This is a genomic window from Paenibacillus sp. FW101-FHT12H11 (genome assembly GCF_058790355.1).
Genome location: NZ_JBYTCO010000002.1, coordinates 374533 through 389636, shown reverse-complemented (window position 1 = coordinate 389636; position 15104 = coordinate 374533). Strand labels below are relative to the sequence as shown.

The 15104-nt window shown below is 49.1% G+C and carries 12 protein-coding genes; 8 read left to right on the top strand and 4 right to left on the bottom strand.

The features are described 5' to 3' along the window. Window positions 1–81: 81 nt before the first annotated feature. On the top strand, window positions 82–321 hold the full coding sequence (locus AC3WTJ_RS07425) for an SDR family NAD(P)-dependent oxidoreductase (protein WP_492521291.1): 240 nt from the start codon (window positions 82–84) through the stop codon (window positions 319–321). Here AC3WTJ_RS07425 and AC3WTJ_RS07420 read toward each other — a convergent pair. From AC3WTJ_RS07420 to fadR, 4 genes are all read right to left on the bottom strand, one after another. Next, on the bottom strand, window positions 209–628 hold the full coding sequence (locus tag AC3WTJ_RS07420) for an ester cyclase (RefSeq protein ID WP_492521659.1): 420 nt from the start codon (window positions 626–628) through the stop codon (window positions 209–211). The genes AC3WTJ_RS07425 and AC3WTJ_RS07420 overlap by 113 nt on opposite strands. 202 nt (window positions 629–830) lie before the next feature. Then, window positions 831–1814, bottom strand: coding sequence for an electron transfer flavoprotein subunit alpha/FixB family protein (locus tag AC3WTJ_RS07415; protein ID WP_492521290.1), 984 nt, complete (start codon window positions 1812–1814; stop codon window positions 831–833). 19 nt (window positions 1815–1833) lie between these two features. Next, complete coding sequence (locus AC3WTJ_RS07410) at window positions 1834–2598, bottom strand: electron transfer flavoprotein subunit beta/FixA family protein (protein ID WP_492521289.1); 765 nt, start codon at window positions 2596–2598, stop codon at window positions 1834–1836. Window positions 2599–2637: 39 nt separating this feature from the next. After that, on the bottom strand, window positions 2638–3225 hold the full coding sequence (fadR, locus tag AC3WTJ_RS07405) for a fatty acid metabolism transcriptional regulator FadR (RefSeq protein ID WP_157326655.1): 588 nt from the start codon (window positions 3223–3225) through the stop codon (window positions 2638–2640). Between the two features lie 245 nt (window positions 3226–3470). Between fadR and AC3WTJ_RS07400 the strand changes: the two genes are divergently transcribed. The 7 genes from AC3WTJ_RS07400 to AC3WTJ_RS07370 all read left to right on the top strand — a co-directional run bounded on the left by AC3WTJ_RS07400 (window position 3471) and on the right by AC3WTJ_RS07370 (window position 15075). Further along, window positions 3471–5504 (top strand): (Fe-S)-binding protein, encoded by a 2034-nt coding sequence (locus AC3WTJ_RS07400; protein ID WP_492521288.1) that lies wholly within the window; start codon window positions 3471–3473, stop codon window positions 5502–5504. 35 nt (window positions 5505–5539) lie between these two features. Then, entirely contained in the window at window positions 5540–7933 is a 2394-nt protein-coding gene (locus tag AC3WTJ_RS07395; RefSeq protein WP_492521287.1) for a 3-hydroxyacyl-CoA dehydrogenase/enoyl-CoA hydratase family protein, read from the top strand. A gap of 105 nt (window positions 7934–8038) precedes the next feature. Then, window positions 8039–9220 (top strand): acetyl-CoA C-acyltransferase, encoded by a 1182-nt coding sequence (locus AC3WTJ_RS07390; protein ID WP_492521658.1) that lies wholly within the window; start codon window positions 8039–8041, stop codon window positions 9218–9220. 123 nt (window positions 9221–9343) lie between these two features. Beyond that, window positions 9344–11116, top strand: a complete 1773-nt coding sequence (locus AC3WTJ_RS07385; RefSeq protein WP_492521286.1) for an acyl-CoA dehydrogenase FadE — start codon at window positions 9344–9346, stop codon at window positions 11114–11116. A 35-nt stretch (window positions 11117–11151) separates the two neighbouring features. After that, window positions 11152–12822 carry a long-chain-fatty-acid--CoA ligase gene (locus AC3WTJ_RS07380; protein ID WP_492521285.1) on the top strand — a complete coding sequence of 557 codons (1671 nt, stop codon included), beginning with the start codon at window positions 11152–11154 and terminating at the stop codon, window positions 12820–12822. A gap of 30 nt (window positions 12823–12852) precedes the next feature. Then, window positions 12853–13269 (top strand): PaaI family thioesterase, encoded by a 417-nt coding sequence (locus AC3WTJ_RS07375; RefSeq protein ID WP_492521284.1) that lies wholly within the window; start codon window positions 12853–12855, stop codon window positions 13267–13269. Window positions 13270–13476: 207 nt separating this feature from the next. Further along, window positions 13477–15075: a PucR family transcriptional regulator gene (locus AC3WTJ_RS07370; RefSeq protein ID WP_492521283.1), complete on the top strand. Its 1599-nt coding sequence runs from the start codon at window positions 13477–13479 to the stop codon at window positions 15073–15075. Window positions 15076–15104: the final 29 nt, after the last annotated feature.

Here is a 15104-nt window from a genome sequence, read left to right as displayed (position 1 = left end):
ATTGGATTGCAGAAGAGAAGCCTGAAGAAGTCATTAAACAGTTTAAGGAGTTTTTCGATAGGATACCAGGAGGCATTAAACATGGGGATTGTGTGTGATGATATCAACGTATCACCAATCGACCTCACCGATCACGAACAGGCTAGGAGCCTGGTAGAGGAAGCCGTTCGTGCTAACGGTGGACTCGATGTGGTCTATAATAACGCCGCTATACAGCATTTTGCTGAAGCTGCAAACGGATGCCTTCGCGATCGATTTGAATCCAGTATTCGACGATTCGTTCGTTTTCGACGCGATAAACAGCGCTTGCGATCTCGATGATCGTTTTGCTTGTAGGCGCAAATCCGTCTACCTCGCCAATATGTGTGCCGGTTTGCTTCCAGCGTACGTAGACACGATCATTCTGCGCGATCATTTCTTGAATTTCGAGCTGGAAATCGCCGTAAGCGGCAATCATCTCCCTGACGTGATCTGCATAATTGGCCGGTGTGCGGTGAACGGTGGTTTCGTTTTCTCCCGTCATTTGATGGGCTAGCACGTGTTCAGCCATGTAATCATGAGCGGCATCAGGTTGTAATCCGGTGCGAGCTTTAGCAAAAAAATGTTGAACAACATCGGTTGGGGTCATGGACATGATGAGAACTCCTAACATCTGGAATGTACGATGAGTTTACTGGAATAACATCAAAATTTCAAGAGAAGAGTTCCGCTAATCCTCCCCGAAGCGGGGGATTAGCGGATCACAGTTCCCTAATATCGCTAGTTTGGCTGTTTATGTTGCTAGTAGCGGACTGTAGTTCCCACTCGAGTGATGCGTATTGACCACTCGGCTACTTCAGCAGCTGCCGGAACTCCTCGGTCAGCAGCGGCACGACCTCGAACAGGTCGCCGACTATGCCGTAGTCGGCTACTTTAAAGATCGGCGCCTCGGCATCCTTGTTAATCGCGATGATGACGCGCGAAGAGCTCATCCCCGCAAGGTGCTGGATGGCGCCGCTAATGCCGCACGCGATGTAGATCTCCGGCGTCACCACCTTGCCGGTCTGGCCGATTTGCATCGCGTATTCGCAGTAGCCCGCGTCGCAGGCTCCGCGGGATGCCCCGACAGCGCCGCCCAAGACGGCAGCCAGCTCTTCGAGCGGCTGGAAGCCTTCGGCGCTGCGCACGCCCCGTCCGCCGGAGACTACGATCTTGGCTTCTGCCAAGTCGATGGTGCCGGACGTTTTTTTCACCACCTCCCGAATGATGCTGCGCAGGGAGGGGGCCGGGTAAGCAACATCGATGACCGAAGCCTGACGCGTGGCGTCTGGCGCTTGAGGGATGATGTTGTTCGGTCGGATCGTGACGATCCAAGTGCCATCCGGATCGGTAAACGCTTTCTTCTCCACGGCTTTGCCAGCGTAAAGCGGCCGGGTGAATTCGACGCGATCGCCGCTGCGCGAGACCGCCGTCACGTCCGACAGCTGGCCGGCGCCAAGCTTCGCTGCGGCCAGCGGTGCCAGATCTCGGCCGATAGCCGTATGGCCGAAATACAAGGCAGCTGGCTTCACAACGCCAGTTACGGCTAGCAGTGCGCTGAGATAGGCTTCCGAGTTGTAGTTATCAAGAGCAGCATCTTCAACAACATAAATGGATTCTGCGCCATATGCAGCAAGTTCGTTTGCTAGAGCTTTGGTGCCGCTCCCGCCAATGAGTGCAGCGTGAATCGCATCGCCTTCCGCAGCAGACAACTGCGCAGCACGTAAGGCTTCAAAGGATACTTGGCGCAGCTTGCCTCCGCGAGCTTCGGCGACAACGAGAAATGTTTTAGCCATGATCGTAGCCTCCCCTTCGTTAAATCACTTTGGATTCGTTGCGTAACGCTTGGACAAGCTCCGTCACCTGCTGCGCGATTTCGCCTTTGAGAATGCGGCCGGCTTGGCGTTCAGGCGGCAGTGTTAATTCAAGTCTTGTCGTCTTGGCGGTGGCTGAGACGGCGCCTTCAATGTCATCAAGGGTTAAGTGTTGAAACGGCTTTTTCTTCGCTTTCATGATGCCCGGCAGGGAAGGGTAACGAGGCTCATTCAAACCTTGCTGTGCAGTGAACAGAGCTGGGAGCGGAACCTCAACAACTTCAATATCCCCTTCCGCATCTCGGTGGGCAACCGCTCCGCCACCGGAGATTTCAAGTTTTGTAATGGATCCAACATGCGGTAAATCAAGAAGAGAGGCTAACCGAATGGCCACTTGCCCAGCACCATTGTCTACAGAAAAGTTACCGCCCAGCAAGAGGTCGAAGGACTGACTGCGCAGGTATTGGGCTAAAATTTCAGCAACCTCGTATTCATCGCCTTGAATGCGCTCATCGGTGATAAGAACAGCCTCATCTGCGCCCATAGCCAGTGCGGTACGAAGGGCTTCAGCCGTCCTGTCGGGACCTACGGAGAGCAGGGTGACTTTGCCCCCGAATTCATCTCGCAGCTCAATGGCTTGCTCCACAGCGTATTCATCATAAGGATTAATGACGAATTTGGCGCCATCTTCCTGAACGCTCCCCGCTTGCAGAACAATTTTCTCCTCTGTATCAAAGGTTTGCTTCAATAATACAAAAATGTCCATAGCCAAGCTCCTTCCTGAATATACATGTTATACAGACCCTTAAGCCTCGATGCCTTTCATGAAAAAGTTAACGGTAGGGCCGACTTGAGCGGTTAAGGAATACTTTTGCCCGGAGATGAGCCAGGAGGTCACAACTTCATCCATGCCTCCAAAGATGAGAAGCCTTACGAGTTTCGCATCAAAATCGGCGCGGAAGCTCCCGTCTTGTTTGCCTCTTTCTAATATATTTTCAATGAGGATAATATATCTCTTGAGTGCAAGGCCAATCTCTTTGCGCAGCTCCAAATCGCTTTGTCGCAATTCAATTTGCGTGAGAAAGGCAAGATTGACATTCCCTTCAAGCTCGCTGAAATGAATTTCACAAACTTTATAAAGGGCTTCTTTCGCTGTCATCTGTTCGTTGACGCCACTGTTGAACTTCTCTACGAGCTCGCCTAATTTCTCTTGGAACAGGCTGGTCAAGATATCCTCCTTCTTTTTAAAATATAAGTAGATGGTTCCGTCAGCCACACCGGCTTCCTTGGCAATTCGGGATACTTGTGATTTGTGAAAGCCGTTCTCTGCAAATACTTTCAGAGCGCCTTCGAGAATGGCGTAATACTTGTCTGGTTTTTTGCTACTTGTCAAGGAGATCACCTCGGTGTTAAGATACAATTATTGGTGAATGAATACTCATTCATTTATATAATTTCATCATAAAATACGTAGTACGCCTTGTCAACGACTTATTCAGCTTAAGAAGCAAGTAAGAAAGTTAGCCGGCTTACACGAACGATCAAGCATTTTTCAACTCTGGAAATAGGGGAATATGGAACTTGCTTTTTTACGATGTTTCCATGTAAGCGCTATCTTTTTAGGTGAGGAGGTCCTCTATGATTGGTTCGCTCATTCAGTTTGTATTGTTTCTAGCGGTTACCGGCTATGCGTTGTTCTTATTTGTCCGAATTGTGTACCACCGATATTTGTACATCCAGTTAGGTAAATCAGTGAATTTGAAGAAAGAAGCAAAAGCCCGGTTGAAGGAGTTTGCCATTCAAGTGTTTGGCCAGACGAAACTGTTGAAGGATATGAAAAGCGGGATCATGCACATCGTTATCTTCTATGGTTTTCTTATTTTACAGCTAGGAGCGCTTGATCTGATTCTAAAAGGATTAATCGGCCGTGGGCTGCCGATACCTGGGTACGAATATTTTACTTTTATCCAGGAAGTGACGGTTGCGCTGATTCTGCTGGCTATGGGGTATGCGACTTATCGCCGTTATATTGAAAAGCTTAAGCGTCTAAAACGGGGCTGGAAGCCCAGCATTGTCGTGTTTTTTATCTTTTTCCTCATGCTGTCCGTTGTAGTCAGCGGAGGTTTTGAACGGGTGCGAGAGGGGCTGGGAGCTTCCGGTTATGTGCCCATTTCATCCGTTTTTGCCGGGATGTTTAACGGTCTTTCGCATACGGGGGCGACTATAGGATTTTATGTCAGCTGGTGGATGCATTTGCTGATCTTACTGTCCTTTCTGATTTATGTTCCTCAATCCAAACATTTTCATATCATTACGGCCCCTCTGAACATATTGCTACGGCGCACAGAGCCTACCGGCAAACTGGCTTCGCTTGACTTGGAGGATGAAGATGCGGAATCGTTTGGTGTCGGCAAAGTGGAGGATTTTACGCAAAAGCAGATGCTTGATTTCTACTCTTGTGTAGAGTGCGGGCGCTGCACGAATGTTTGCCCGGCCAATACGACCGGCAAGCTCCTTTCCCCCATGCATCTGATTACGAAGCTTCGTGATCATTTGACGGAAAAGGGCGCTGCTATCACATCCAAATCTCCGTGGGTTCCGGCGGCAGCATTTGCTACACATAGCGGGCATAACCCGCTGGAGATGGAACTGATCGGCGGTGTCATCACCGAGGAGGAGCTTTGGGCTTGCACAACCTGCCGCAATTGTGAAGACCAATGTCCAGTCGGCAATGAGCATGTAGATAAAATTGTTGATCTGCGCAGACACCTGGTGTTGACGCAAGGCAGTATGCCGCATGACGGACAGCGTGCCCTGCAAAACATAGAGCGTCAAGGGAATCCATGGGGAATCTCCCGAAATGATCGCGTGAAATGGGTGAAGGAAGTAGATCCAGGAAATGAACTGAATGTTCGTACGGTAAAGGATAATCCCGATTTTGAGTATCTCTTTTTCCTGGGCTCAATGGGATCGTATGATAACCGCAGCCGTAAAATTACGCATGCTTTTGTGAAGCTGATGAACGAAGCCGGCATCTCATTTGCGATTTTGGGGAATGAGGAGAAAAATTCCGGGGATACCCCCCGTCGTATGGGGAATGAATTTCTTTTTCAACAGTTGTGTGCCGACAATATTGCGACTTTTCAAAAGTATAAAGTTCAGAAAATCGTAACGACCTGTCCACACACGTATCATATTTTCAAAAATGAATATCCCGAATTTGGCCTGGAGGCCGACGTTTTTCATCACACTGAACTGCTTGATTTATGGGTGAAAGAAGGCCGTTTGAAGCTGCAACACGAGGTGCATGAACGCATCACGTATCACGATTCTTGTTACTTGGGCCGTTACAACGAGGTGTATGAGGAACCACGCAGCATTTTGCGTGCGATTCCAGGGGCCGTACTCGTGGAGCAGCCGCGTTCCCGTGAAAACAGTATGTGCTGTGGTGCCGGTGGCGGCATGATGTGGATGGAAGAAACCGCTGGCACTCGCGTTAATGTAGCGCGCACGGAACAACTATTGAGTGTGAAGCCGACGGTGATCACCTCAGCCTGTCCCTATTGTTTAACGATGGTCGAGGATGGCACGAAGCTGAAGGAGGTTGAGGAGCAGGTTAAAGCGCGAGATATCGCTGAAATTCTAGCTTTGTCTGTATTTGGCACTGCGTAAGACACTGAAAATTTCATGTAGGAGGAAATTTCCATATGACAAAGATTCGTTCTGCTGCCGTTATCGGCTCCGGTGTGATGGGCTCCGGCATAGCTGCCCATTTGGCAAATGCAGGCATTCCTGTCTTATTGCTCGATATGGTGCCGGCCCAATTGCTGCCGCAAGAAGAAGCCGCAGGATTATCGTTGGAGCATCCGAAAGTACGGAACCGCTTTGCGGTTCATGCGATGGATAAGCTCAAAAAGACGAACCCGGCCCCCTTATACAGTGAGGCTTTCATCAACCGTATTACGCCAGGCAACTTGGAAGACGATTTGGCAAAGCTCGGCCAGGTAGATTGGATCGTTGAAGTCATCGTGGAAAATTTACAGGCGAAGCAGCAGTTATTAAGCCGAATTGAAAAGGTATGGAAGCCCGGGACGATCGTCTCGTCTAACACCTCCGGTATTTCGATTCATGCAATGACCCAGAACGTAGGCGATGAATTTAAAAAACATTTCTTAGGCACTCATTTCTTTAATCCTCCTCGTTATATGAAGCTTCTGGAAGTTATTCCAAGCCAATACACGGATCCGGCGATTGTTGCTTTCATGACGGAGTTTTGCGAGAAAAAATTAGGAAAGGGCGTCGTGCAAGCCAAGGATACACCGAATTTTATTGCAAATCGGATTGGCACTTACGGACTTCTGGTTACGCTGCGTGAAATGATCGCCAACGGATATTCCGTCGAAGAAGTCGATGCCGTGACAGGTCCTGCCATGGGCCGACCGAAAAGCGCGACATTCCGAACGCTGGATCTCGTCGGTCTGGATACTTTTGTACATGTCGCGAATAACGTGTTTGGGCTTGTAACGGATCCGAGCGAGAAAGCTGTTTTCGACACACCGGCTATTTTACAGACCATGGTGGAAAAGGGTTGGATCGGCGAAAAGACAGGTCAAGGCTTTTATAAAAAAGTGAAAAGCGAAATTGGAAAAGAAATCCAGTCGTTAGATTTAAACAGCATGACTTATGCGGCAGGCCGGAAAATCAGTTCAGTTTCCCTTGAAGCAGCTAAGCAGGCCAAAGGCGCAAGCGGAAAGCTTAAGGCGCTGCTAGGCGGCAAAGACCGATACTCGGAGCTGGCGTGGAACATTTTGAAACCGGTGCTGCTGTACTCGGCTGCAAAATTGGATGAGATCGCAGATTCCATCGTAGAAATCGATAATGCGCTCAAATGGGGATTTAACTGGGATTTGGGGCCTTTCGAAACCTGGGATGCTATTGGGCTTAAGCGTTCTGTGGAGCGTATGGAGGCGGAAGGCAGTGAGGTGCCTGTCTGGGTTAAAGGTTGGATTGCTGCGGGCAACGACAGCTTTTATACAAGTAAAGAAGGGCAAAGCTTCTACTATTTAAAAAATGAGTATAAAGGTATTGAATCAAGACCCGAGTTGATTTCTCTGGCAGCTTTAAAACAGCAAAAGAAAGTCATTCGTTCGAATAGCGGCGCGAATTTAATCGATATTGGCGACGGAGTTGCCTGCCTGGAGTTTCAATCTCCAAACAACGCCGTAGGCGGAGATATTCTCACGATGATTCAGATGAGCGTAGACGAAGTTCGCAGCAATTACCGCGGGCTTGTCGTCGCAAACGAAGGGAAAAACTTCTGTGTCGGCGCCAACTTAATGCTGCTGCTAATGGAAGCGCAAGACGGCGAATGGGATGAAGTGGACGGTATTATCCGCTTATTTCAAAATTCCATGATGAAGCTCAAAGGCTTGGATAAACCGGTAGTGGCGGCGCCTCATAAAATGACGCTAGGCGGCGGCGTTGAAGCTTGTATGCCGGCCGATCAAATCATTTTTTCATCGGAGACATATTATGGACTCGTTGAAGTTGGCGTGGGCTTGATTCCTGCCGGTGGCGGCTGTAAAGAACTGGCGCTCAGGGCGAGTTCGCAGGTGCGCGATCCTGAAGTGGATTTACAACCGTGGATCAATGCTAGCTTTGAGACTGTGGCGATGGCCAAGGTGTCGACAAGCGGGCATGATACGAAACGGCTCGGGTATATGCGGCCTCAAGATACGGTTGTTATCAATCCGGATCATCGGATTTATGAAGCCAAACAAGCCGTTCTGCGTATGGATGCGGCAGGTTATACCCCACCCGCCCAAGAGAAGATTCGCGTTGTCGGCGAAAACGGCAAAGCGGTCATGCAAGTTGGCGCTTACTCCATGAAGCAAGGCGGCTATATCAGCGACCATGATGTACTTATCGCGAACAAGTTGGCGCATGTGCTTGCAGGCGGCAATGTACCGGCTGGCACGCTGGTCACCGAGCAATATTTGCTTGATCTGGAAAGAGAAGCTTTCCTCAGTTTGTGCGGGGAGTTGAAAACCCAACAACGTATGCAATATATGCTTTCTAAGGGAAAACCGCTGCGCAACTAAGCGGTGTAAGCGTAGGAGAGATGAATGGAAATGTAAATAGGAACAAAAATTCAAACGGAAATTCATAAAGTGCATGCCTTACTACTCTAATTGAGGTGAGAGATGATGAAGGAAGCAGTCATTGTATCGATTACGCGCACCGCCGTCGGACGCGCAAAGAAAGGCAGCTTCGCTCAAACGAGAGCGGAGGATCTGGGCAAAGCCGTCTTGGAGGAGGCTGTGCGGAGGGCTCCTGGCCTCGATAAAGGCGACGTTGACGATATCATCATCGGCTGCGCGATGCCAGAGGGCGAGCAAGGGCTTAACTTCGCCCGCACGATGTCGCTTTATGCGGGCTTTCCGGTGACCGTGCCGGCGATCACGGTCAATCGCTTCTGCTCCTCCGGGCTGCAGGCCATCGCTTATGCGGCGGAGCGCATCATGCTGGGCCACGCGGAGGTGATCATCGCCGGAGGCGTAGAGAGCATGAGCCACGTCCCGATGACGGGCTTCAAGTTCTCGCCGCATCCGCAGCTTGTTGAGACCATGCCTGAGGTGTTCATGGGCATGGGGCATACGGCCGAAGCTGTGGCGCAGCGCTTCGGCATCTCGCGCGAAGCGCAGGATGGCTTCGCGGCGCGAAGCCATCGGTTGGCGGCTGCCGCGATTGCAGCCGGCAAGTTCGTGGATGAGATCGTGCCGGTGGCCACGAGCGTGAAGGGCCTTGACGAACGCGGCAAAGCGTTTGAGCGTTCGTTTGTTTTTGCCGCGGATGAGGGCGTTCGCCCCGATACATCCGTGGAAGTGCTTGCCAAGCTGAAGCCTGCGTTCAGCTTGAATGGCACGGTGACGGCGGGCAACGCGTCACAGACGTCGGACGGCGCAGCGGCGGCCGTGCTGATGAGCCGCGAGCGCGCGGAGGCGCTGGGGTTGAAGCCGCTGGCGACGTTCAAGTCTTTTGCGCTTTCCGGTGTGGAGCCGGAAATTATGGGGGTTGGCCCGGTGAAGGCGATTCCGAAGGCGCTGCGGATGGCGGGGATCACCCAAGATCAGGTGAATCTGTTTGAAATCAACGAAGCATTCGCTTCGCAATGCTTGCATATTATTCGCGAGCTCGGATTAAACGAAGAGCTGGTGAATGTGAACGGAGGCGCCATTGCCCTCGGGCATCCGCTTGGATGTACCGGCGCGAAGCTGACGACCTCATTAATTTATGAGCTGCAGCGGCACGGTGGCGGTTATGGCGTAGTATCGATGTGTATCGGCGGCGGGATGGGAGCTGCTGGAGTTTTTCAGGTCCACGCTTGACCTGCGTATTTAGCTTTAATTCCAGTAAAGCATCGTTGGCAGACACTTTCAGCTCTTGCACCTGTTCCAACTCTTTTAACATTTATTAACCCTTGTCCAATTCAATCTGAGGAGAGATGAACCATGTCAGATAAAGTTATAGGCGGCAGTTTTGTCATTTCAGATCTCGATTTCCACAATATCGTGACACCGGAGGATTTTACGGAGGAGCATCGCATGATCGCGGAGACGACGCGCGATTTTGTAGCGGGCGAAGTGCTGCCGAATGATGAGCATATCGAGAAGCTTAATTACGATTTGACGGTTAAATTGATGCGAAGCGCCGGTGAGCTTGGCTTACTCGGGGCTGACGTGCCGGAGATTTATGGCGGTCTTGGACTGGATAAGGTTAGCTCCACAATTATTAGTGAAAATCTGGCACAAGCGTCTGCTTTTGCTTTATCGATTGGAGCGCATGTTGGAATCGGAACGCTTCCCATTGTATTTTTTGGAACTCCTGAGCAGAAGAAAAAATATTTGCCGGATCTCGCAACAGGCGCTAAGATTGCGGCTTACTGCTTAACCGAGCCAACATCAGGCTCCGATGCTTTGGGTGCAAGAACGACTGCGCGCCTTTCTAGTGATGGCAAACATTACCTGTTAAATGGCTCCAAACTGTATATTACGAATGCGGGTTTTGCTGACATTTTCATCGTGTATGCCAAAATTAATGGAACGGATTTCACGGCGTTTATTGTGGAAAAAGGCGACCCGGGTTTTACGATGGGACCGGAAGAGAAAAAGATGGGGATTAAAGGCTCATCAACCAGACCGCTTTATTTTGAAGATGTCAAAGTCCCTGTGGAGAATTTGCTTGGTGAAATAGGGAAGGGTCACCTGATTGCTTTTAACATTTTGAACATCGGCCGTTACAAATTGGCTACAGGCTGTTTGGGCGCATCCAAGGAAACGATTGAATTGTCGGCCAAATATGCGAATGCGCGCCAGCAGTTCAATACGCCGATAGCCAAATTCCCGTTGATCGGGAAAAAGCTGGCTGAAATGAATATTCAAACCTTTATGCTGGAGAGCATGGTTTATAGAACGACGGGGCTGATGGATCACATCCTGAAAGATATTGACCATACAAGTCTCGATGCCGGCAAACACTCGGCGAAGGGCATTTCTGAATACGCCTTGGAGTGCTCGATTAATAAAGTGTTTGCATCGGAAGTTTTGGATTTTGTTGCCGATGAAGGCGTGCAAATTCATGGCGGATACGGTTACATTCAGGAATATAAAGTAGAGCGCATTTATCGCGATTCACGGATTAATCGCATTTTCGAGGGAACGAATGAAATTAACCGTCTGCTTATACCGGGTACATTAGTGAAGAAAGCGATGAAAGGCGAGCTGCCTTTGATGCAAAAAGCGCAAGCGCTGCAAGGAGAATTGCTGTCGATTGTCCCGGGCCAGACGTTCGAAGGCCTACTTGCTGAAGAGGCGCATTTGGTCTCGATGGCAAAGAAGATCTTCTTGATGGTTGGCGGACTTGCTGTTCAGAAGTATGGCATGGCCTTGGAGAAAAATCAGGAGGTCTTAAGCAATTTGGCTGATATCATGATTCAGATTTTTGCTGGAGAGAGCGGACTTCTTCGTACGCAAAAGATGATTGCCAAGTGTGGAGAAGAGAAAGCGAAAAATGCGATTCAAGTGACAACCGTTTTCGTGCATGAAGCTTTTGACAAAATTGAGGCATACGCGAAGCAAGCGCTCAGTACGATGGAAGAAGGAGATGTTCTTCGGACGCAATTATCGATTTTAAAAAAATTGTCAAGACGCAGTGCTGTCAATACGACCCAACTGAAGCGCGACATCGCCGCACGTGTTATTCAGGGTGAGAAATTCATCGTCTAGTCATCCGTGGGAAGAACCTGAAGGGGATGGTTTGTATGAGTGAGGCAAAGCCTTGGCTGCGTCATTATCCAGAGGAAGTGGCGCCGACGTACGAGTACCCTAAGATTAACCTTGCACGTTTGTTGGTAGATTCCGCGCATAAGTATCCCGACCGACCAGCCTTGTACTTCCTTGGTAAAACAATGCGTTATCATGAGGTGCTTGATGCGTCTTATCGCTTTGCAAATGTTTTGAAGGAACTCGGTGTGTGCCAAGGAGATCGTGTATCGATCATGCTGCCCAATTGTCCGTCCGCCATTATCGCCTACTTCGGAACACTTATGATGGGCGGGATCGTCGTGATGACGAATCCACTGTATATGGAGAGAGAGCTGGTCCATCAGCTCTCCGACTCTGGGGCAGAGGTCATTGTTACACTGGATTTATTATTTAATCGTGTGCAGAAGGCTAAAGCGCAGACGTTGATTCGACATGTCATTGTGACATCGATTAAGGATTATCTGCCTTTTCCGAAAAATGTCTTATACCCGATTAAAATGAAAAAAGAAGGCGCAAAGCTGGACGTTGCTTATGGCGAAGGCGTGTACGCTTTCAAAAAATTGCTGCTTGCCGCTTCAGCGCGACCGATTTGCGTTGAGACGGATGCGGATACGGATATTGCCTTGCTTCAATACACTGGAGGCACAACCGGTGTTTCGAAGGGTGTCATGCTGACTCACACGAATTTGATCGCCAACACGTATCAGACGACAAAATGGTGCTATAAAATTCAAGTGGGCGGAGAACGGTTCCTGGGAGCGATTCCCTGCTTCCATGTGTTTGGTCTAACAGTTTTGCTGAATCAATCCATGCTGCAGGCAGGCATGTTAATTCTGATCCCCAAATTTGATATCGACCTCATTTTAGAAACGATAAATAAGATGAAACCCACGATTTTTCCCGGCGCGCCTACCATGTACATTGCAATTATTAATCATAAACGGGTCAAAGAGGTTGATATTTCGTCCATTAATGTCTGTGTAAGCGGTTCGGCACCACTTCCTTTAGAAGTTCAGGAACGTTTTGAGGCTTTGACTGGAGGTAAGCTCATTGAAGGCTACGGATTAACGGAAACCTCCCCGGTTACGCATGCCAATCCCATTTGGGGTTATCGCAAAATCGGTTCGATTGGTGTACCTTTACCCGACACGGCGGCGAAAGTTGTCGATGCGAATACCGGAGAAGAATTGCCGACTGGGGAAATCGGAGAATTGCTGATCAAGGGCCCGCAGGTGATGAAAGGGTACTGGCAGCGAGAGCTTGAAACGGCGATGACTATTCGTGATGGTTGGCTTTACACAGGAGATATGGGACGCATGGATGAGGATGGTTTTTTCTCCATTGTCGACCGTAAAAAGGATCTCATTATTGCCGGAGGCTTCAATATTTATCCCCGTGAAATTGAGGAAGTGCTCTTTGAGCATCCGGCAATTTTGGAGGCGACGATTGTTGGGGTGCCGGATGAATACCGGGGGGAAACGGTGAAAGCTTTTGTTGTGTTGAAACCCGGTATGACGTTGACGGAGAAAGAGCTTGAACTGTGGTGCCGTGAGCGCTTAGCGGCTTTTAAAGTTCCACGGAAAGTGGAATTCCGGGATTCATTGCCCAAGACGATGATTGGAAAAGTATTGCGAAGGCAATTACTAGAAGAAGAGAAAAAGGGGTAGCCCTTTACAAGGAAAGTGGAGGGGAATCTTATGGATAACACTCACGAGCGAGTGAATAGACGACTGCAGCAGCTGGCCGCAGCGGCGGAACCTACGTTTTGGGGGTTTCTTGGTTGTGAATTTGTTGATCTGAAAGACGGTATCATTACGATCGCATTGGAAGCAAAACCTCATCATTTGAATCCGATTGGCATAGTCCATGGCGGTGTTCTATCCTCTTTGCTGGATAATGCGATGGGAATTGTCGTTATGACGGCAAGGCCGGAGGATAAGGTTGTTACAACGAATTTGAACGTTCATTTTGTCGCTCCGCTGTATGAGGGGAGGCTGACTGTTACAGCTGAGCTGGTTCATCAATCCCGCAAAATGATTACAACACAAGGGCGAGTGATGGATCGCGAAGGAAATTTAGGGACTATGGGCACTGGAACATTTCGCGTGATTTAGTAGGATGAGTCTTTAGGGACGAGGGGCATGTGCAAGCATGTCTCTCGTTTTTTGTGTGTTTATGTTACATTAAATAACATCGTTGTGCGATATAGACATAAATTGTTCAAAAAAATTTGATTAATGTCATATAATCTAACACAAATCCATTGACTGTTTGGTCATGTCATCCTATAATCTGTAAAAAGGCATAAGGGGGGAAGCACGATGCATCTTACCATTCGTGAAGCATTATCCATTTATCCATTAACGGAAGCGAAGCTTGTAGCTGGCAAGCAAGGGGAATCCCGCATCGTTAAATCTGTCAATGTTATGGACGCGCCAGATATTGCGGATTGGACGAAATCCGGCGAGATGCTCTTCACCACCGCTTTCGCCATGAAAGATAGTCCGCAGGAGACCGTTAATTTACTTCGTAAATTAAATGATCGCGGCGCTGCCGGGCTAGGGATCAAGCTTGGCCGATTTTGGGCAGAGCTGCCGCAAGTTGTTGTCGAGGAAGCGGACCGGCTGCATTTTCCGATTATTGAGATGCCCTTCCAGTTTACTTTTTCCGATCAAATGAATGCCTTGTTCAATGCGGAATACCGCCGTAACACGAAGCTACTGCAATCCGTGCTGGAGAAACAGACGAGGTTGATGCAGTTCGGTTTGAAACAGGACAATATGGCGTCAATGTTTCAATTACTCAGTAATATTCTTGGATATCCCATGGCTGTCGTTGGGGCCAGAGGGCAAATTTTATATAATACAAGCGCGTGGAAGCAAGATCAATTAGCTCAGAACTGGCCGAAGAGAAAGTGCTGTTGGGTATACTCGAACAAAGACCGCGCGTACCGGGTAGGGCTCTACCATCAGGATGATGAGCTCCTGGGCCATTTGTTGATCATGCCGGATGCGGTCCTTCTTGCCAATGTCGAGGAAGGTTTATTCCAGCAAGCGGCAGACATCTTAACTTTTCATATGAACTATACGTTTCGGTCACATGTGGAGGCATCAGCAGAGCGTGATTTGCAAAACTCCTTGTATCGCTATTTGGAGAAAGGGACGTCGCTGGAAGAGTTCCTGGAGCAGGCAGAGGGTAGAGGGTTAACGCTCTTTACAGGCGCTTACCAATGTATGATAAGCAAAAGCAAGCCGGATGGGCAGTTAGATGAACAACGCCAGGGGAGAATGAAGCGGCTGAAAGAGTACATGGAGCTGCATCCCAAATCGAATCTTTTGCGCGCAAATCATTTTATACTCAAAGACCTCATGTTTTCCATTTATTCCTCGACTCAAGCGGAGGGATTCCCCGAAGATGAGTTGGCACAGCTTCTGATCAAATATACAGGCGATTCAGGCTGCCGAGAGGAAGCCGGCGAGATGGTGTTCTATACAAGTGCCATGAAAAGCAAGCCGACAGCGTTAAGAGAAGCTTACATGGAATGTATGGAGACACAACGAATGGCCAATAAGCTCGAGTTATCAGATCGCGTGGTTCACTACGAAACGATAGAGTTCGCTCATTTGTTCCAACATGTGTCGGTCAATATGATGGAAGATTACTGTGCCAAAGTGTTGCGTCCGCTCTTGGAGAAGGATGCCGAATACTCGCAAGAAATGATTCGAACTTTGGAGGTCTTTATTCGTAACGACGGCCAAGTTAGCGAAGCGGCTAAGCAATTATTCATTCATAGAAATACCGTTACCTACCGTTTAGAGAAGATCAGTGATCTTTTGCAGGTGGATTTCAAGAAAGTGAATGATCTGTTGAAGCTGAAAGCAGTCTTCTTATTCCGTCAATTTTTGCATGTCAGACAATAAATCCTGAACCCTGAGGCGCTGTGTAGGCG

Excerpts from the sequence above, each read along its gene's own strand:
- AC3WTJ_RS07425 (WP_492521291.1), top strand. The coding sequence starts at position 82 with ATGGGGATTGTGTGTGATGATATCAACGTATCACCAATCGACCTCACC.
- AC3WTJ_RS07420 (WP_492521659.1), bottom strand. The coding sequence starts at position 628 with ATGACCCCAACCGATGTTGTTCAACATTTTTTTGCTAAAGCTCGCACC.
- AC3WTJ_RS07415 (WP_492521290.1), bottom strand. The coding sequence starts at position 1,814 with ATGGCTAAAACATTTCTCGTTGTCGCCGAAGCTCGCGGAGGCAAGCTG.
- AC3WTJ_RS07410 (WP_492521289.1), bottom strand. The coding sequence starts at position 2,598 with ATGGACATTTTTGTATTATTGAAGCAAACCTTTGATACAGAGGAGAAA.
- AC3WTJ_RS07400 (WP_492521288.1), top strand. The coding sequence starts at position 3,471 with ATGATTGGTTCGCTCATTCAGTTTGTATTGTTTCTAGCGGTTACCGGC.
- AC3WTJ_RS07395 (WP_492521287.1), top strand. The coding sequence starts at position 5,540 with ATGACAAAGATTCGTTCTGCTGCCGTTATCGGCTCCGGTGTGATGGGC.
- AC3WTJ_RS07390 (WP_492521658.1), top strand. The coding sequence starts at position 8,039 with ATGAAGGAAGCAGTCATTGTATCGATTACGCGCACCGCCGTCGGACGC.
- AC3WTJ_RS07385 (WP_492521286.1), top strand. The coding sequence starts at position 9,344 with ATGTCAGATAAAGTTATAGGCGGCAGTTTTGTCATTTCAGATCTCGAT.
- AC3WTJ_RS07380 (WP_492521285.1), top strand. The coding sequence starts at position 11,152 with ATGAGTGAGGCAAAGCCTTGGCTGCGTCATTATCCAGAGGAAGTGGCG.
- AC3WTJ_RS07375 (WP_492521284.1), top strand. The coding sequence starts at position 12,853 with ATGGATAACACTCACGAGCGAGTGAATAGACGACTGCAGCAGCTGGCC.
- AC3WTJ_RS07370 (WP_492521283.1), top strand. The coding sequence starts at position 13,477 with ATGCATCTTACCATTCGTGAAGCATTATCCATTTATCCATTAACGGAA.